17 protein-coding genes and 1 pseudogene are annotated in these 18268 nt (G+C 56.4%); 11 read left to right on the forward strand and 7 right to left on the reverse strand.

Translation table 11 applies throughout. From position 1 onward, the window contains the following. A partial coding sequence (locus AB4Z23_RS26615; RefSeq protein WP_441361083.1) for a DDE-type integrase/transposase/recombinase occupies positions 1-299 on the forward strand: 299 nt, incomplete at its 5' end. Positions 300-578: 279 nt separating this feature from the next. Here AB4Z23_RS26615 and AB4Z23_RS26620 read toward each other — a convergent pair. Then, on the reverse strand, positions 579-1643 hold the full coding sequence (locus AB4Z23_RS26620; protein WP_112651982.1) for a porin: 1065 nt from the start codon (positions 1641-1643) through the stop codon (positions 579-581). A 393-nt stretch (positions 1644-2036) separates the two neighbouring features. On the opposite strand from AB4Z23_RS26620, the pseudogene AB4Z23_RS26625 reads away from it, so the two are divergent. Beyond that, positions 2037-2390, forward strand: a pseudogene (locus AB4Z23_RS26625) (transposase); the annotation flags it as partial. 473 nt (positions 2391-2863) lie between these two features. On the opposite strand, the gene AB4Z23_RS26630 reads toward AB4Z23_RS26625, so the two are convergent. Further along, positions 2864-3514 carry a hypothetical protein gene (locus AB4Z23_RS26630; RefSeq protein WP_209159911.1) on the reverse strand — a complete coding sequence of 217 codons (651 nt, stop codon included), beginning with the start codon at positions 3512-3514 and terminating at the stop codon, positions 2864-2866. Between the two features lie 181 nt (positions 3515-3695). Between AB4Z23_RS26630 and AB4Z23_RS26635 the strand changes: the two genes are divergently transcribed. The 5 genes from AB4Z23_RS26635 to AB4Z23_RS26655 all read left to right on the forward strand — a co-directional run bounded on the left by AB4Z23_RS26635 (position 3696) and on the right by AB4Z23_RS26655 (position 10370). Continuing rightward, the gene (locus AB4Z23_RS26635; protein ID WP_038497045.1) at positions 3696-4289 is read left to right on the forward strand and encodes a TetR family transcriptional regulator; all 594 of its coding nucleotides are present in this window, start codon (positions 3696-3698) and stop codon (positions 4287-4289) included. Between the two features lie 449 nt (positions 4290-4738). After that, positions 4739-5887 carry an efflux RND transporter periplasmic adaptor subunit gene (locus tag AB4Z23_RS26640; protein ID WP_209159910.1) on the forward strand — a complete coding sequence of 383 codons (1149 nt, stop codon included), beginning with the start codon at positions 4739-4741 and terminating at the stop codon, positions 5885-5887. A gap of 2 nt (positions 5888-5889) precedes the next feature. Beyond that, positions 5890-9018: an efflux RND transporter permease subunit gene (locus tag AB4Z23_RS26645; protein WP_441361084.1), complete on the forward strand. Its 3129-nt coding sequence runs from the start codon at positions 5890-5892 to the stop codon at positions 9016-9018. Between the two features lie 736 nt (positions 9019-9754). Further along, positions 9755-10051 (forward strand): type II toxin-antitoxin system RelE/ParE family toxin, encoded by a 297-nt coding sequence (locus AB4Z23_RS26650; protein ID WP_441361085.1) that lies wholly within the window; start codon positions 9755-9757, stop codon positions 10049-10051. A 4-nt stretch (positions 10052-10055) separates the two neighbouring features. Continuing rightward, complete coding sequence (locus AB4Z23_RS26655) at positions 10056-10370, forward strand: addiction module antidote protein (protein ID WP_065689125.1); 315 nt, start codon at positions 10056-10058, stop codon at positions 10368-10370. Positions 10371-10629: 259 nt separating this feature from the next. Here AB4Z23_RS26655 and AB4Z23_RS26660 read toward each other — a convergent pair whose 3' ends face one another. From AB4Z23_RS26660 to AB4Z23_RS26670, 3 genes are all read right to left on the reverse strand, one after another. After that, positions 10630-10920 carry a DUF1330 domain-containing protein gene (locus AB4Z23_RS26660; protein WP_441361086.1) on the reverse strand — a complete coding sequence of 97 codons (291 nt, stop codon included), beginning with the start codon at positions 10918-10920 and terminating at the stop codon, positions 10630-10632. Positions 10921-11144: 224 nt separating this feature from the next. After that, complete coding sequence (locus AB4Z23_RS26665; RefSeq protein ID WP_441361087.1) at positions 11145-11570, reverse strand: organic hydroperoxide resistance protein; 426 nt, start codon at positions 11568-11570, stop codon at positions 11145-11147. A 13-nt stretch (positions 11571-11583) separates the two neighbouring features. After that, positions 11584-12462, reverse strand: coding sequence for an SDR family oxidoreductase (locus AB4Z23_RS26670; protein ID WP_441361088.1), 879 nt, complete (start codon positions 12460-12462; stop codon positions 11584-11586). A gap of 126 nt (positions 12463-12588) precedes the next feature. Between AB4Z23_RS26670 and AB4Z23_RS26675 the strand changes: the two genes are divergently transcribed. Next, positions 12589-13212, forward strand: a complete 624-nt coding sequence (locus AB4Z23_RS26675; RefSeq protein ID WP_404946175.1) for a TetR/AcrR family transcriptional regulator — start codon at positions 12589-12591, stop codon at positions 13210-13212. Positions 13213-13325: 113 nt separating this feature from the next. On the opposite strand, the gene AB4Z23_RS26680 is transcribed toward AB4Z23_RS26675, so the two are convergent. Next, the gene (locus AB4Z23_RS26680; RefSeq protein WP_037078318.1) at positions 13326-13709 is read right to left on the reverse strand and encodes a winged helix-turn-helix transcriptional regulator; all 384 of its coding nucleotides are present in this window, start codon (positions 13707-13709) and stop codon (positions 13326-13328) included. Positions 13710-13845: 136 nt separating this feature from the next. Here AB4Z23_RS26680 and AB4Z23_RS26685 point away from each other — a divergent pair, with 136 nt between their 5' ends. The 3 genes from AB4Z23_RS26685 to AB4Z23_RS26695 all read left to right on the forward strand — a co-directional run bounded on the left by AB4Z23_RS26685 (position 13846) and on the right by AB4Z23_RS26695 (position 16760). Continuing rightward, on the forward strand, positions 13846-14580 hold the full coding sequence (locus tag AB4Z23_RS26685) for an NADPH-dependent F420 reductase (RefSeq protein WP_441361089.1): 735 nt from the start codon (positions 13846-13848) through the stop codon (positions 14578-14580). Then, positions 14577-15344 carry an NADPH-dependent F420 reductase gene (locus tag AB4Z23_RS26690; protein ID WP_441361090.1) on the forward strand — a complete coding sequence of 256 codons (768 nt, stop codon included), beginning with the start codon at positions 14577-14579 and terminating at the stop codon, positions 15342-15344. The genes AB4Z23_RS26685 and AB4Z23_RS26690 overlap by 4 nt, the downstream gene beginning before the upstream one ends. A gap of 93 nt (positions 15345-15437) precedes the next feature. Beyond that, positions 15438-16760, forward strand: a complete 1323-nt coding sequence (locus tag AB4Z23_RS26695) for an NtaA/DmoA family FMN-dependent monooxygenase (RefSeq protein WP_441361091.1) — start codon at positions 15438-15440, stop codon at positions 16758-16760. A gap of 89 nt (positions 16761-16849) precedes the next feature. Here the strand turns inward: AB4Z23_RS26695 and AB4Z23_RS26700 are convergent, their stop codons facing one another. Then, on the reverse strand, positions 16850-18013 hold the full coding sequence (locus tag AB4Z23_RS26700) for a mandelate racemase/muconate lactonizing enzyme family protein (protein ID WP_441361092.1): 1164 nt from the start codon (positions 18011-18013) through the stop codon (positions 16850-16852). Between the last annotated feature and the right edge of the window lie 255 nt (positions 18014-18268).

The raw sequence follows: 18268 nt of genomic DNA on the forward strand, positions 1-18268 counted from the left end.
GCGGCAGGAAGTTCTGGCTCTGGCGCGCCATCGATGCCAATGGCGATGTTCTCGATATCCTGGTTCAGGCTCGCCGCAACAGCAGGGCCGCCAGACGCTTCTTCTCCAGGCTGGTCAGGCAGTTTGGTCAGCCGCGCGTGGTCGTGACGCTAACGCCTTCCGGCGAAGGAAGGGCGGCTCTCGAACAGGACTACGCCCGCATGCTGGAAGACGGTCTTCTTCTCGATAAGGCCGAGACATTCGAAGAACTCCTCGCTCGATGCGCGAAAATCCAAGACAAGGCCAATGCCGTTGGCTGAGAAAAGCGTCCATGATCGCGCGAAGCCAATTGAGATGACAATTCGCGCGATGGCCGACCCGTGATTTTCAATCGCTACACCACCTATCGGCCCGGCCTTTTCGTCCGTCTGCTTCCTTCCGGCAGGTGGAAGCTCCGGCTACCCTTCTGCTCTCGCCAGCCTTCGGTACCATTTGCTCAGTTTGCTGCTCGATACAGGGTAGCAATCGCCAATCTGCTCGTTCTCTGTTAAATAATTAAGATGAGGCAGTGCGGAGAACCGCACTGCCTTTCACAGGATTTAGAACGTCCGCTGAAGGCGAACAAAACCCGTAACCTGATCGCCAGCGCCGCTGTCGATACCTTCGTCGCCATCGACGTCTTGGTAGTTAACAGTAACCTTGGTAGCGAGGCCCTGCGTGATCTGGTAATCTACCGTCACACCAGCGCGCCATGCGTCGCGGTCACCAACGAAGTCGTTGTCAGCGCCGATATCCACCGTACCGAAGTACTGAGCGCCGGGGGTGATGGTCAGCTTGTCCGTTGCCTTGATGGCGTATTCAGCAGCAACCGTCCACTCGGACTCTTCGTAGTAAGAGTTCGCACCGGAAGCCCATGCGCCGGAAAGGCCGAACGTACCCGGCCCAATGTCAGCCGTAACGATTGCGCGGATTGCACCATTTTCATAATCAGTGTCGTAGCTGCCGAGCAGGTTTGCGGTAACTACGCCAAACTTGGCTCCAATGATACCGCTGATACCGACATTGTTCGAATTTTCAAGGAAACCGCCCTTGGCAATGCCGAGGTTTGTTTCATCGTCACGCTCGGTTTCCAGCTCTTCCACCGAGATACCAGCATAGAAGGAGCCAGCATCGTAGGTGTAGCGCAGAGCGTTGCCGCGGGTTGAGTTCGAAGACAGGATATCGGTTTCGCCTGAGAGGTCATCATCCCACCACGTGAAGGTATAACCAACTCTCAAGCCGCTCAGTTCGATGAAAGCTTGATTAACCCTGACGCTGCGCTCGCTGTCATTGTCCGCATCGCCACGCAATTCAATGAAACCGCGCAGGGCGCCGAGCTCGGTGTCGGTACGAGTGTCAATATGGAACTGAGCGCGCGTGAAAGAATCCCAGTCAGACGTGCCGGATTCGTTACGACCGAAGTCGGTCTGGAAACGGATGTAACCGCCGAACTTCAGGCAGGTTTCGGTGCCAGGGATGTAGAAGAAGCCGGTGCCGAAAGCGTCGCAAACGCGAACGTATTCCAAGGGCTCAGGCTCGGCAGCGACGATAGCGTCAGCGGCCTGTGCGCCGGATACTGCTGCGAGAGCCGCAGCAGAGCCGATCAGTAGGCTCTTTATGTTCATAATGTTGTCCCTTCCATAGTTAAATCAATCATCACACGAACACCTGTAGATGCACCTCGCCAACTCACATACAATCCGACTGTTTGTAAATTAAAATGCGTCGCGATACGAAAAACAATCACGGGAACTGGGCTATGTGTTGCTCCAACGCCACGGCTTAGAACTTCACCAAGGTCGTTTACAAACAATCCGAACGTATGTATTTTGGCCAGACGCTTGTATCGTGAGCGGCAGTTGTGTGATCTCCAGTCAGCACTGCGGGGGCGCATGTTGTACTTTAAAGCAACGCGCCCCCATCTGACCGATAATTTTCATCCCAGCACTACTTTGGGAGATTAATTCTGCATTAACGATGATTTGGGGATCTTGAGCACTTTCATCGGGGTGCGCGAGATGGCGGAGTTGGATGTTGCGCTGGCGAACTGGCTTAAGCCATTCGTTGAGAAGCTTGGTCACAAGAAGCGGCGACAGATGTGCCCGGTCTACAATTCGGGGATGATAGGTCCGGGTGATCGCAAGAGTATCCGGTCGATGGCAGAACGCTTTGGGCCCGAACGCTACGGCCGCCTGCATCATTTCATTTCGGATGGCATTTGGAATGCCGGTCCTCTTGAGACGGAATTGGCTGTTCAGGCCGACAAGAACGTCGGGGCTCGAGACGCCTTTCTGATGATCGGTGACACAGGCCTGCCGAAGAAGGGCGACCATTCCGTTGGGGTCGCGCCGCAAGGTTTGCATGACATTGGGTGGAAACCGTAGTGGCGCGCCAGGTCGATAAGGGCGCAATTGTAAACGATGGCGTCCGTCTGGCCTTCACCGAAGGCGGTTCTTCATCCGCTCGTAGAGCACTTCTCTTGGAGTGCCGCCAACAGCCTCGAAAACCGAGATAGGCAACACAGGACTGTCGGCACAGCCGCTCAATCGTTAGAGCGAACGCTACGCCCTCGAGGGCGTCGACCTCAGCTTGTCGACGATGGCCGATCAGGTCGTAGCATGTGCCATTACCAGTATCGAATGCTGGACGTCCCCGCTATCGGTTCTAGCAAACAGGGGGTGAAACCGATGCGGCCATGTCCAAACCGTTGACCGCATCGCCCACCCAACCGCCAGGGCTGCCTTGTCAGTCATGATACCTTGCAGACGGCGAGCGAAGCGCGCTCGTATGTCTGACGAAAGGGATCACTTTTCCGCAGAATGGCGACACAGAACATTCTGTGATCTTACGAAGTTTTCTTTTTTAGAGATACTCCCATCCCCACCACAGACAGACCGGCGATCATCAATGTGATAAGAAGAGTGTTATCAGGCCCCAAGTGCCCGCTAGTGACGGCCTCTGCGATACTCGCAACCGAAATAATCATTGAACAAATTCCCCCAGCCAAAAGCCACGCCCTACCCTCTGGAAAATGGGTTTGAATACCGATTACAATCAGTAGCACCGCAGATGCAACGAGACCGAGATAGAACATTGCCGTTCCGACAGGCACGTCGCTGGATAAACCCGTCTGTACCTGTATGCCCAGAAGAACCTGGACGATGCCGAAGAAGGTCCAGTCCAAGAATATGGCCGGCCGGCTCAATCTCAGCATAATGATGCAAATGATAAGCCCGCCAAACATCGAAGCCGTTCCCGGCATGTAGCCAGACAGTCCTGATGCCGATGAGAAAAAACCAAGAATCGCGAAGTCGACCGTGACAACTCCAAGCGCCATGATTCTCCTCCAGTCCCCATTGCCGTCAAAACGGTTCTGCCGCGCTCGGCGCATTCTTAATAGAAGTCGCCCCATTGGTCCAAAGTCCGGCGCCGTCGAGCGCGATGAAGAAGTTTTCGGGGAGGAACTCTTGGGCTCGTGGTCCTTGGGTTTTGCCATTTTTATTCTTCCCGTTTTTCCCAAAAATAAAAATTCCACAAACCAACTTTTACATACCATCCGTCCGTATGTCAAAGGTAATGCTCCTTCGGAGAGCGGAGACTATTGTCGGGTGTTCTTGGCGATTTGACACCGGGCCTCATATTCTAATAGGTAAGAGAACGCACCAAAAGGGAATGGCATGAAGCGGACAAAAGAAGAGGCGGCTGAAACAAAACGGCAAATACTTCATGCAGCCGAAACGCTTTTTCTTGAGCGCGGATTTGAAAACGTCACTCTGGATGAAATCGCAACCGCCGTTGGCACGAGCCGGGGTGCAGTTCATTGGCATTTTTGCAACAAGCAGGGCCTGCTTTTCGCCCTTCGGGCAGAGTCACAACTTCCGTTGCGGGATCTTGCCGACGCCCTCGAAAACGAGGTTGAGGGCCAGCCGCTCGACATGCTCGGTGACGTGATCTCGGCGATCCTGCTCGACATGCACTCTGATGAGCGGCGACGCGGATTAACACGTTTGATGCTACATCTGGACATTTCTGTCGACTGTCCGGTAGCGAAAGAAGATCGAGATTCCTACAAGGCCATCGAAAGAATCTTCATCAAAGCCAACAAGATAAAGCGACTGACCCCGCCTTGGACTCCAAAAACCGCGGCGTCTGCGGTTACAGCTGTCGTCCTGGGGGTAGTTGAAGAATGGGCCCTGGAGCGAAGTGAGTTTCCCCTTGTTCCTTATGGCCAGGATCTCGTCAAAATCGCCATAAAAGGTTTCCAGGCCTAGCCAAACGTGGTCCATTTTTATCGAGATACACAAAGCTGCGATCGAGGACCCGGTTGTAGGAGCGCTCCAGTTTTCGAGCACGCAGCGTCCTGAAACGGCCAGCTTCATATCCAACCCGGCACTCAAGCTGAGTGTCCATTCCAATGTGTTGGACGATCAGGCGCGTCGGACCGACCCACCCCCCACGGCGCTCCACCGTCGGTGGAAGCCGAACGAGGCGTTCTCGACGTCCCCCATGTTGCCTTGAGAAAAAACACTTGCAACAGACTCAAATCCGCTGTTTACATTTATACGGTATGTTTATTTAATTCGAGTTTTCATGCAAAATTGGTGGGTGAGCCAGGCCTGTGTGCGTTCAACATCCGACCAAAATCATTGCGGAGCTTTGCCAGCTACCAAACTGGCTCTGCGCTTGAGAATGCGTGTAACTCGAGCGAAAAAGGTTCCAAATGAAGTTCAAACACGCGAAAAACTTTGGACAGCGGCTGGTTTTTGCCGCTCCTCTCACCCTGGTTCCCTTGCTTGCGATAGCACAGCAATCTCCGCTCCCGGCGGTGACAGTGACCGTTGTTAAAACAACCGATTATACGCTCACGACCCGTCTTCCCGGCCGCATCAAAGCCTCGACCGAAGCAGAGGTACGCCCGCAGGTATCCGGCATCATACGCGAACGCCTTTTTGAGGAAGGCGTTTTGGTGAAAAAGGGCCAGGCCCTCTACAAGATCGATGACGATAACTATGTCAGCGCGACAGAATCGGCACGAGCGGCGCTGGCCGAAGCGCAAGCAAACTTCGATCTGGCCGTCATCGACGCCAGACGAGCTGCCGAACTTTTCGCAAACCGGAGTGGCACGGCTTCCAATCGAGACAGTACCGCAGCTCAGCAGAGTAGAGCAGACGCTGCGCTTCAGCGTGCCCGCGCACAACTAACGACCGCCGAACTGGATCTCAACAGAACGACGATCAGGGCGCCGATCGACGGAATCATCGGCTTTTCGGAGACTACCCCTGGCGCATTGGTCGCGGCACAACAAGCAACGGCTCTGGCAACGATCAGGACCATTGACCCCGTCAACGTCGACGTCACGCAATCTGCGACGGATTTGCTCAGGTGGAAATCGAAAGGTGGAGCCAACGGACTTGAGAAGTCCGCCACGGCTTCTTTGATCCTGCCCGACGGCTCCCGCTATCCGCTGAAGGGAAATCTAACCGCGGCCGAACCGAGAGTGGAGCCCACCACAGGCATGGTAACGCTCCGTATTAGCTTTGAGAACCCAGACCGACTTTTGCTTCCAGGTCTTTATGTCGAAGTGGAGCTGCCTCAGGCGAAAGCTGACGGTGCGATCCTCGTCCCGCAAAGCTCGGTCATGAGAAACACCAAGGGAGAACCTTATGCGTGGGTGGTGAAAGACTCGAAAGTTGAACAGAGAGCGCTTTCAATCTTCACTGCTGACGGCAATCAGCTCGTCATAACGGATGGTCTGGCAGCAGGTGACGCAGTGGTTACGTCTGGCTTCCAGAAGGCAACCCCGGGCGCAGAGGTTACCGTTGTTGACGACAGCGCCAAAACAGCCGCGCAAGCCAACGAAAGCAAGTAGTCATGGCACATTTCTTCATCGACCGCCCGATCTTTGCGTGGGTGATCGCTATCATCATCATGGGTCTTGGTACGCTGTCTGTGCTGGGCTTACCTGTGTCGCAATACCCGACYATTGCCGGACCATCGATTGTTATCGGCGCAACCTATCCAGGCGCCTCTGCAGAGACTGTAGCTGATACGGTTGTCCAGATCATTGAGAAGGAAATGACCGGGCTTGACGGGCTGCGATATATCGATTCTTCGACAACATCGACAGGCCGTGCCGAAATCACTTTGACATTCCATCTCGGCACGGATCCAGACATCGCCCAGGTGCAGGTCCAGAACAAACTCAGCCAGGCAGAGGCAAACTTGCCGGATGATGTCACGCGACAAGGCGTAACCGTTGAGAAATCTGCGACAGGCTTCCTGTTGGTCGTGGGACTAGTGTCCAGTGACAACACGCGCAGTGCGATCGATTTGGCGGACTATCTGAACTCTTACATGGTCGAGCCGATATCGCGGCTGACAGGCGTGGGGCGTGTTCAGGTGTTCGGCTCAGAGTACGCAATGCGGATCTGGCTGGACCCTCAGAAGCTCAAATATTACGATCTTTCACCATCGACTGTCGTCTCGGCGATAACAGCGCAAAATGCGCAGATCTCTGCCGGATCCTTCGGTGCTATGCCCTCGCCTGCAGGACAGCAACTCAATGCGACGGTGACCGCACAGTCACTGCTGAAAACACCCGAAGATTTTGAGAGGGTTGTGTTACGCGCCGACACGGATGGTGGGCTTGTCCTTCTGCGCGACGTCGCACGTGCAGAATTGGGTTCAGAAAACTACGAGATTGCCAGCACCTATAACGGTAAGCCTGCCTCCGGGATGGCGGTCCAGTTGGCATCTGGCGCAAACGCTCTGGAAACAGCTGAACTGGTCAAGGCGCGTGTTGAGCAACTGGCTCAATCGATGCCTGAGGGTGTGGAATATGTCATTCCTTATGACACCACACCCTTTGTGGAATTGTCGATCGAGGCTGTCATTGATACTTTGCTTGAGGCTATCGTCCTCGTCGTCCTTGTGATCCTGCTCTTCCTGCATAACTTTCGTGCAACCTTGATACCTGCTCTGGCCGTTCCAGTCGTGCTACTCGGCACATTTGGTATCATGGCTGCATTCGGTTTTTCCATCAACACATTGACGATGCTTGCGATGGTTCTGGCAATCGGTCTTCTGGTCGACGATGCGATCGTCGTTGTCGAGAATGTCGAGCGCCTGATGCAGGAAGAACATCTCAGTCCAAAAGAAGCGACGAAAAAGTCGATGAGCGAAATCACGGGCGCTCTCGTTGGAATTGCGATGGTCGTCTCCGCCGTTTTCGTCCCGATGGCCTTCTTCGGCGGATCGACCGGCGAAATGTACAAGCAGTTCTCCGTAACAATTGTTTCGGCGATGACTCTGTCGGTTATCGTCGCTCTTGTCTTCACACCCGCCCTTTGTGCTACCCTTTTGAAGCCGCATAGCACTCACAAGAAAACGGGGATCACTGCTCGATTTACCGATGGTTTCGAACGCAACTTCACACGGCTGACAAATGGCTATGGCGGCATTGTGAAAATCGCGACCAAGCGCCCTATCAGAATGTTGGTGATCTACGGACTCATGGTGACAGGTATGGTCGTACTGTACCAGCGAACGCCTACATCCTTTTTGCCAAGCGAAGACCAGGGCACGCTCTTTACCATCGTTCAGACTCCACCCGGCACCACAAGTGAAAATACTGAGAAAGTTTTGGCCAAAGTGTCGGACTACTACAGGACCGCCGAGGCCAAGAACGTCGCCTCTGTCTTCTCGGTTCAGGGCTTCTCATTTGCCGGTCAAGGTCAGAACATGGGCATGATGTTCGTCAGCCTGAAGGACTGGAAAGAGCGCGCCGGGACCGAGAACTCCGCCCAGGCTATTGCAGCGCGCGCTTTCGGGCCTTTGATGGGCGGCATAAACGAGGCGATTGTGGTTCCGATTGTGCCACCACCTGTCATGGAGCTTGGTAACTCCAATGGTTTCACCGCGTTCCTTCAGGCCGAATCGGGCCAGTCACACGAAGATCTGTTGACCGCCCGCAATCAGTTGCTTGGGCTAGCCGCACAAAGCAACAAGCTCACAGCGGTCCGCCCAAACGGTGTTGAAGATGCGTCCCAGTTTGAATTGAACATTGATTGGAGCAAAGCCGGCGCTGTCGGTGTCACGGCTGCTGACGTGGGTTCATTTCTCGCAACCGTGTGGTCTGGCACCTACGTCAACGATTTCCTTTACGCAGGGCGAGTGAAACGCGTTTACGTTCAAGGAGAACCCCATGCCAGAACCGGGCCGGATGATCTCGCACTTTGGCGTGTGCAAAATGCTAACGGCAATTTTGTCGATTTCTCAACTTTCGCGTCTCAGAACTGGGTGTTCGGCCCTCAGCAGGTCAGTCGGTACAATGCATTGCCCGCGATGGAAATCGAAGGCTCGGCCGCTGACGGCTTTTCGTCCGGCGAGGCGATGGCAGAGATGGAACGTCTGGCAGCCCAACTTCCGCCAGGCTTCACCTTGCAATGGACTGGACAATCGCTCGAAGAAAAAGAGGCTGGCGCTGGCGCATTGCCATTGTACGGGCTAGCACTCGCGACGATGTTTCTGTGCCTTGCAGCGCTTTACGAAAGCTGGACGATCCCGATCGCTGTCTTGCTTGCAATGCCGGTGGGAGTTCTCGGAGCACTCCTCGGCGCTCTGATAGGCGATCAGACAAACGGCGTGTACTTCCAGGTCGGACTTTTAACGGTCGTCGGTCTGACAGGCAAAAACGGCATCATGATTGTTGAATTTGCTCGTGAGCGAATGGCACACACTGGAGGCACCGCAGTTGAAGCCGTTTTGGAGGCCGCAAAGCTACGTTTTCGTCCCATTTTGATGACGTCTCTGGCGTTCGGTCTCGGGGTTGTACCTCTTATCATCTCGAGTGGCGCAGGGGCTGGTGCCAGACATGCAATAGGATACGCAACGTTCTTTGGAACCGTGACAGGCACGATCCTGGCCGTGATTTTTGTTCCGGTGTTTTTCGTGGTCGTGAACAAGATTTTCAACCGCGCAAGCAAGACAGCCACTACATAGCCAGCCCTGTGGAACGTGCCTGTGGATCGCCCAGAAAGCGCAACTTCCGCTTTCTGGGCGATCGCTTTAGCTAGTCATTTTTTTAGTAAGTCACCGATACCGATACCGATGCTGACTACTGATGTCTCCGTTGATTGCCAAATCCAAGCCTCGTCCAGAACAACTGGGCGCAAGTGATATTGTCTCGACACCACCCGGAACGTCATCGTCGCTTGGAGCAAATGACATCCGCAAGCAAAGCTATCCAGCCGGATGCTCGACTCCGCTTAACCTGCATTATCATCACTCTCACCATCGGTATAAATGCTGATCTTGCGAACAGTTAGGTGATTGCGATGTAAGTTTCCGCGTGAATTTCGCGGAGTCTTCTACCTCCACCGGTCCGCTGAATTTTTGTAGCTGAGTTGAAATTTGGCAACTCACTTTACCAGTCAGATCCGAAGACGACTACGCATATGGCAACTTTCCGCCGCCTTGATGAGATACGAACCGGCGACCCCGTCGCTTGGGTCACTTGTATTTGCATCAATTTGCGCTCGGAGTGCTCGGTCTTAGGCCACGCAAAGCGGGCAAAACGCTATGGACAGCCGCAACAGGAAAAACAGGCSATTCKGATTTGATGAAGATTGGACCCGCGGCAATCATATGGCTGACATTTGTGATAAAAAGATCAAAACATCCAGCCCCCAGAGCGCCACCGCCTTGAGTTTATGTCCCCTATGGGTTACATAAACTCATGTTCACGATTAGGCGCACCCGTGATTATGCGGACTGGATCAAAACGCTAAAAGACTTTCGTGCTCAAGCTCGAATTGCCGACCGCATTGACCGTCTCGCTGCGGGAAATCCTGGGGATGTAAAGCCAGTCGGCGAAGGCGTGAGCGAACTCCGCATTAATTATGGGCCTGGTTATCGTGTCTATTTTGTCCGGGACGGGTCGGTCGTTTATGTTCTTCTTTGCGGTGGCSACAAGGGTACCCAGGACAAAGACATTCGATTAGCTAAAAAACTAGCACAGCAATTGAAGGAGTAATCGCATGCCACTTGAGACATTTGAGTACGACTCCGCCGAATTCCTTGGGAGTGAGGAAGCGATCGCTGAATATCTTTTAGCTGCTAGCGAAGATGGAGACGCAAACCATATCGCTCGCGCTCTTGGTGTTGTCGCGCGCGCGCGCGGCATGTCGGATCTCTCTCGGAATACCGGACTTACGCGACCTGCTCTCTACCGAGCATTAAGTGGCGATGGCAACCCAGAGTTTGGGACGATTGCGAAGGTAGCTGACGCCCTTGGTTACAGGCTAAATCTTGTTTTGAAATCCAGCAGCGGTTCGAACGCCGCGGCGAAGTGAACGGCACATTCGAACGTTTTCTAAACGCTTTTTGGGCTCGAGACAGACCGAGGTAGCCGATTTCTCATGGTTTAAGCTCTTGAAAGGAACTGAACCATTGACCCGGCTATTAGGTTTACCCAAGACGACTACCCCAAGTGCTGATGATCTTCACCACGTGACAATGTAATTCTCTTCAAGAACAGCAGTCGTTCATCGGTGCGCATCTTAATGGTTGTAATGGGAAGAGATTACACGGCGGGTACCAAAGCACACGGGCCTATTTGAGCCCTTCTATGATGAAGGATCGATAGTCCGCCCCGAGAAACCGGTGTTTTACGGCAGCCTGGTATCCGGGACTATCGTAAAAGGCGCGTGCCGCCTCCATAGTGGGAAAGCTGACCATCACCACACCGTCGGGAGCTGCCCCCTCCAGAACGTCCTGAGGACCGTGGGCGGCAAGTACGGTTCCTCCCGATTCCCCCAGCAATGGCCTCAACATTTCCGCATAAGTCTGCAGTTCAGCTGCATCGCGGCTACGTTCTTGAATGAAAATGGCATAAGCGGTCATGTTAAATCTCCTTAAGAGTTCCGGACCCCGTCGGTTGCAATTGACGACCTTGCTTAAGACGGGTCGTTTGAAGGCTGCGCGGGCTTGTCGAGGTCGAGGTCGAAGACGATATCGATCGCAGGGAGGATTTCGAGCTACGCTAGCCGTTAACAGCGGATATGCGGGAGCCGGATCTGCAGATCATGGACCGACGTTGTCGCCCATTTCCGCCTCCCGCATCGACATCAGTTCGTCGTAACGGTGATGGCCACGTCGATGTTGCCCCTTACCGCGTTCGAATAGGGGCACGTCGCATGCGCCGCCTGCACGATCTCCTCAGCCGCTGCCCGATCGAGACCGGTGATCGCGACGTCGAGCGCCACTGAAAGCACGAAACCACCGTTGCCATTTGGTTGCAAACCCACGTCGGCCACGACCACGATGTCGGTATCCTTCACCCTGGTGGCCTTGTTGCGAGTGACGTGGATCACCGCATTTTCAAAGCAGGCCGCATAGCCGGCCGCGAAAAGTTGCTCGGGATTAGTCGCACCGCCCTTACCGCCCATCATCGTGGGCAGCGCCAGCGGAAGATCAAGAAGGCCGTCTTCGCTCCGGACGGTACCGCTGCGGCCACCGATCGCGGTGACTTTGGTTCTGTAAAGTGCGCTCATCCTCGGGCTCCTGTCACAGCATCTCTGACATACCAAACGAGGTCAGCATCTCGTTCTGAATCGGGCGTACGGCCTCGTTCAGTCGATGGACACCGTAGTCCAGACCTTCGGGCATGACGACCGTGCGCAATGGACGCCGCTCCGTAGCCTCGACCAGCTCCGCGATGGCATCGGCCACGCGTTGGGGGCGCGGGGGATTGGCCTCGTCCTGTCCATCATTGGCGTGGGCCTTGATCTGACCCGGGATCGCCGCGACCTCGCCGTAGGACGCAAGCACGGCCTGGTCGGATGGCTCCGGGCTCGAGGAGATGAGATTGCTCGGGAATGGTCCTGGCTCGACAATGACGGAGTCGATTCCAAAGCCCTTCAGTTCGTACCGATAGGCTTCCGCAAGTCCCTCGAGCGCGAACTTGCTAGCCGAGTAGGTGCCGAAGAACGGAAAGACCACCCGACCCATCAGGGATGTCACATGAACGAGGAGCCCGCTACCAGCAGCACGCATATGCGGCAGCACGGCGCGGTCTGCCCGCACGGCACCAAAGAAATTCACCGCAAACAGCCGCTCGATGTCCGCAACTGTGTAGGCTTCGGTGACCCCGACGGGCATCAGTCCGGCATTGTTGACCAACACATCGATTTTTCCATGCTGCTTGACGACCTGATCGATCGTGGCGTTCACCGAGGCCTCGTCGGCGACGTCCATTTCAAGGACTTGCAGCCCATGTCCCTCGGCTTTCGCCGCGTCGATAAGGTCCTTTCGGACCTTGGCATTTCTTCCCTCAACGTCCCGCATTGTCGCAACCACCGTATGACCCCGCCTTGCGAGTTCCAATACCGTGAGGTTTCCGAAACCACTGCTCGCACCGGTGACTACAACGACTTTTCCGCTCATCTTAAGTTCTCTCTTTTTAAATTCCATTGGTCGCGACCAACAGATATACAGACCTGTATGTATTTGCAATCGAAAAATTTACAGACTAGTCTGTCTTGTGTATGCGAAGAATCTGAGGTGACGAAAATGCAGAGGCGCAGCGTGCTAGACTTCGTGGATGTGGATGGGCAATCGCTAGAAGCCCTAGCTCCGCGTGAACGCATATTGAAGACGGCGTCGGACCTGTTTTACCGACTCAGCATCAACGCTGTCGGGATAGATCGGATTATCGCCGAAAGTGGCGTGGCGAAGATGACTTTTTACAAGCACTTCCCCTCGAAGGCCACCCTCATCGCTACCTATCTTCGCCACAAGAGAGTCATCTGGTTCCAGATGCTGGCGACTGCGACCGAAAAGCCTGGCCTGTCGTCGAAGGAGCGCGTGCTCGCGATTTTCGATGCGATAGATGAACCTCTCAGAGCAAAGACTTTTCGCGGCTGTACATTCGCACGAGGATTGGCGGAATTCGGACCCGAGGCAAACACGCCGGAGGTGCAGGCCACGATTGCCGAGTATTTCACGGAACTGCATGAATTCGTTGCATCGCTCATTGAGCCGCTCGCTTTGGAAAACCCCGAGCGGGCCGTTATCCAGATATTGTCGCTGGTCCAGGGCTCGTTTGTGATGGCGCAATCCATTCCTAACGGTGGAATTGTTGAAGCAAACCGCGATGCAGCCAGACTCCTGTTGGAGCATGGGTTGCCCGATTAATTCCTTCGGGCAAGCGCCTGTTGGCGTCTCCCCTCTCTTCGACCCGCAAACCTTCGAACAGCCTGCTAAAAATCAATGCGCGACGCTCGGGTCGCTGGGAGTGGTATTGCCGCTTACGCGGGATCCTGCGACACCGCAGCACGTGCGTCACGTCGCATAAAAGCCCAGTCAATCAGTTCCGCCATGGATGGACCAAGGGCGATCCCCATCTCACTGAGCGCATACTCTACTCTTGGCGGAACCTGAGGAAACACGGTTCGCGTGACGATACCGTCTTTCTCCAGTTCTTTGAGTTGCTGGATGAGCATTTTCTGGTTCACGCCCTCTACACGCTTCTCAAGTTCCGAAAATCTTAGCGGCCCCTTCGCACCAAACAGCTGGCAGATGATGACAATCTTCCACTTGCCCTCAAGGACCTGAAGAGCGTCCCTGGTCGCTGCTGCCCAGATCAACTGCTGCTTGGGATCGTCGCAACGCCAGTCTCTCTCTATTGCCATACTTACCTCCTGGTGGGCTACTCACTTTTAAGTCGGTTCTTGCCGTATCATCTACCTATACCTATTCTCCGGAGTACGAAAAGTCACGTCTCCGTCGGAGCGCGTTGAGTTCAATACTCTCAGCCAGGGAATGATAATGAAGGTCGGAATCATAGGCGCAGGCAACATCGGTGCGACACTTACACGCAAGCTCGCGGCGGCTGGGCACGAGATCAAGCTTGCCAATTCCAGGGGACCGGAATCGATCCGCGACCTTGCCGCAGAAGTCGGTGCGACGGCAACGACCCGGGAAGATGCCGTAACAGGTGTGGATGCGGTGATCCTCTCCATCCCGTTCGCAGCGCATCGCGATCTCGCCGCGTTGTTTCAGACCGTTCCCGAGAACGTCGTCGTTATCGACACATCCAACTATTATCCGTTCCGCGACGGTGCGATCGCCGAGATCGATGACGGCAAGCCGGAGGCGGTCTGGGTCACCGAGCAGATCGAGCGTCCCATCATCAAGGCGTGGAACGCGGTGCTTGCCGAGACCCTTGCCAAGAAAGGCACAGATAAGACGCAACCCGGCCGCATCGCCCTTCCGGTCGCGGGCGACGATCCTGAAAAGAAATCGCGCGTGCTGGAACTGGTCGAGGCCACAGGCTTCGACGCCTTCGATGCCGGGGGCCTTGCGACCTCGTGGCGACAGCAGCCGGGCACGCCTGCCTATTGCACGGAACTGACGGCTGACGAGCTGAAAACCGCTCTTGGAAAAGCAGATCCGAACCGCTCGGCGGACAACCGCGAGACTCTGATCAAGGGTTTCATGGAAGGAGGCGAGAGCCTGACCCACGACGACATCGTCGCCCTCAACCGCGCCGTAACAGCGTGAGCAGGACAGGAAACATCATGAAAGTTGGTATTCTTGGCGCGGGCCACATCGGAAAAACGCTGGTCCGTGAACTCAGCAGTACTGGGTACGATGTGAAGGTGGCAAACTCACGTGGTCCTGAGACGATCGCGCCATCAGTGCTTGCATTCGGCGGACGCGCCGTAACGCTCGAACAGGCCGTCGAGGACGTGGACGTCCTGATTCTCTCGATCCCTCTCAACCGCCTGCCCGAAATCGCTGCCAAACTTACCGCTCTTCCAAAGGACGTCGTCGTTATCGACACGTCCAACTACTATCCGATGCGCGACACCGAGATCGCCGACATCGAGGCGGGCGAAGCCGAGAGCGTCTGGGTATCCAGACAGCTCGGCCGACCAGTCGCAAAGGCCTGGAATGCARTCGGTTCCGATTCTTTTGCCCGACGGGGCAAACCTGCGGGTCACCCGGATCGGATCGCCATACCGGTCGCTGCAGACAATGAACGCGACCGACTTGTCGCTATGGCGCTTGTCGGTGATACGGGGTTCGACGCGGTCGATGCCGGATCGCTTGCGACATCCTGGCGCCAGCAGCCGGGTGCACCCGCCTACTGCACGGACCTCACGGCCGTAGAGATGCCGTATGCACTCGCCGGCGCGGAAAGATCCCGGTTGCCAAAGCGGCGAGACCTTTCCGTCGCTGCGGTTCAGGAGAGGCTTGGCGATACGAAGAGCAATCCCGACGCGGATTTCCTCGTGCGTTTGAACAGGGCCCTGTTCCTGTAGATAGCCACTCGGTAGCAACGGATATAATCCCCGGTAAAAAACTGATGACCCGCGGCCCGTAAGCCGCGGAGGCGCATAAACATGGAATCGGTAATGTCGCGTAAAATGATGATCGGAATGCATTTCGGAAACGGTTATGGTTCCCAGCCGGGCGCATGGCGCATGGCCGGGGTCGATCCCCTGAACTACACGAATTTCGACAGCCAGGTGCGCTACGCCCAAGCGGCGGAACGGGGCAAGTTTCAGTTCCTGTTCATGCCGGACTTTCCGGTGTTGACCGGCAATGTCGAAACCGAAGCTCCGATGATTAACATCGATCCGATGATGACGCTCGCGGCCGTCGCGCGCGGGACCGAACGGATCGGATTGGTCGCGACCGGTTCGACCACCTTCACCGAGCCCTATAATCTGGCGCGCCAATTCAAGGCCCTCGACCTGATGAGCCACGGCCGGGCAGGATGGAACGCGGTTCCGACCAGCGATCCCGCGATCGCGGCCAATTACGGTCGCGACCTGCCGTCCCGCGGCGAAAAGTACCAGCGGCTTCACGAGTCGATCCAGATCGTTCAGGCACTGTGGGGCAGCTGGGAAAAGGGAGCATGGCTGCACGACGCCGCATCGGGGCGCTTTGCGGACCCTTTCAGGATCCAGCCCATCAATCTACGAGGAAATCATGTCGGTTCAAGCGGTCCGCTGCCCCTCCCGCCGTCAGAACAGGGGCAGCCCGTCATCTTCCAGGCAGGCGGGGGCGACCAGGGATTGGAGGTCGCGGCCCGTTATGCAAGCGGCGTGATCGGGGCGGTCTACACCATCGAGGCGGCCCGTGCCCAGCGCATGGCGCTCCGCAACGCTGCGGAACGTGTTGGTCGCGATCCTGACGAGATAAAGTTTTTCCCTGGCCTCATGACGACGATCACGCCCGACAGACGAAGCGGGCTTGATCGCCGGATTGCGGTCAGCGGAGAAACCTTCCCGCAGCGCGTAGAATATCTCGGGCAGATGCTGGGATTGCAGCTGGACGCGGCACGGCTCGACGAGCCGCTGTCACAGGCTCAACTTGCGACTGCTCGCCCTTCGCCGCGCGATCCCCGGTCGCCCCGTGCCCTCAACATCGCCCGGGAGGGTTGGAGCCTGCGGGATATTCTGGCGCATGGCGTGATCGATTATCACCCAGTCATCGCCGGCCCCGCAGTCGAAGCTGCCGACCATATGCAGACCTGGTTCGAGGCGGGTGCGGCCGATGGCTTCTGGCTGTCGCCGGACGTCTACGAGGACGGAATCGATGCGCTCGTCGATGGGTTGGTCCCTCTCCTGCAGGAGCGCGGGCTGTTTCATCGCGACTATGAGGGCGCGACCCTGCGCGACCATCTCGGCGCACCGCCCCAATACGGGCTCGATCCGCGCATCCTGCCGTGAACGAACGCCGGCGTTGCCTGACAGCGACGTGGGCGCTTCCGCAAAGATCCACCAGGGGAGCGCGGATACGCTCCCCACGGGAGACGCCGTTATTCGGCGAGTTCGCGCATGACCTTGATCAGGTCGGACTTGCCTTCGAAGCCGATGCCCGGCAGTTCCGGCATGGTGATGTGGCCGTCGATGACCTTCACGCCGTCCGGGAAGCCGCCATAGGGCTGGAAGAGGTCCGGATAGCTCTCGTTGCCGCCCAGCCCGAGGCCGGCGGCGATGTTGAGCGACATCTGGTGGCCGCCATGCGGGATGCAGCGCGACGGCGACCAGCCGAACTGGCGCAGCACGTCCAGCGTGCGCAGGTACTCGACCAGACCGTAGGAGAGCGCGCAGTCGAACTGCAGGAAGTCGCGGTCGGGCCGCATGCCGCCGTAGCGCAGCAGGTTGCGGGCATCCTGGTGGGAGAAGAGGTTCTCGCCGGTTGCCATCGGGCCATCGTAGAATTCGGAGATGGCCGCCTGCAGCGCATAGTCGAGCGGATCGCCGATTTCCTCGTACCAGAAGAGCGGATAGTCACGCAGCATCTTGGCATAGGCGACGCCGGTCTCCAGATCAAAGCGGCCGTTCGCATCCACCGCGAGCTTCGCCTGCGAGCCGATTTCCTCGAGCACGGATTCGATACGGCCGCGGTCTTCCTCGACCGACGCGCCGCCGATCTTCATCTTCACGACATTGTAGCCGCGGTCGAGATAGCCGCGCATTTCCTTGCGCAGCGCGCTGTTGTTCTTGCCGGGATAGTAGTAGCCGCCGGCCGCATAGACGAAGACCCGCGGATTGGCTTCCCGGCCCTTCATGTCGGCGAGATAGCGGAAGAGCGGCTTGCCCTCGATCTTGGCGACGGCATCCCAGATCGCCATGTCGAGGGTGCCGACGGCGACCGAGCGCTCGCCGTGACCGCCGGGCTTCTCGTTCATCATCATCTTCGCCCAGATCTTGTGCGGGTCGAGATTGGTGCCGGCGTCGTTGATCAGGTCTGCCGGATCGGCTTCAAGAATACGGTCCTTGAAACGTTCGCGGATCAAGCCGCCCTGGCCGTAACGGCCGTTCGAGTTGAAGCCATAGCCGACGACACGACGGCCGTCCTTGACAACATCGGTGACGACGGCGACGAGGCTGGCTGTCATCTTCGAGAAGTCGATATAGGCATTGCGGATGGGCGAAGCGATGGGCTTGGTGACTTCGCAGACGTCGACGATACGCATTTGGATCTCCGGTTCAGTTTTTAGGTAGATAGCGAGTGTTGTCTCTCTGCCGCACCTTCGTAGCGATCAGACGAGAGGACTAAAGCCTTGGTAGCCGAGCGCGGCCGCGCCTTCCAATGCTCTGACGATTTGTATTGGTGCCGTTTCGGCATGGTAGCTCTCGTAGTTTGACGAAACGAAATGAAGACTAGGCCGGAAAACAACGATGCTTGACTGAATCGGCTCTATCCGCCTCCATAGAACCGAATACCCGAC

The organism is Agrobacterium sp. MCAB5 (assembly GCF_052114365.1).
Taxonomy (GTDB): Bacteria; Pseudomonadota; Alphaproteobacteria; order Rhizobiales; family Rhizobiaceae; genus Agrobacterium; species Agrobacterium tumefaciens.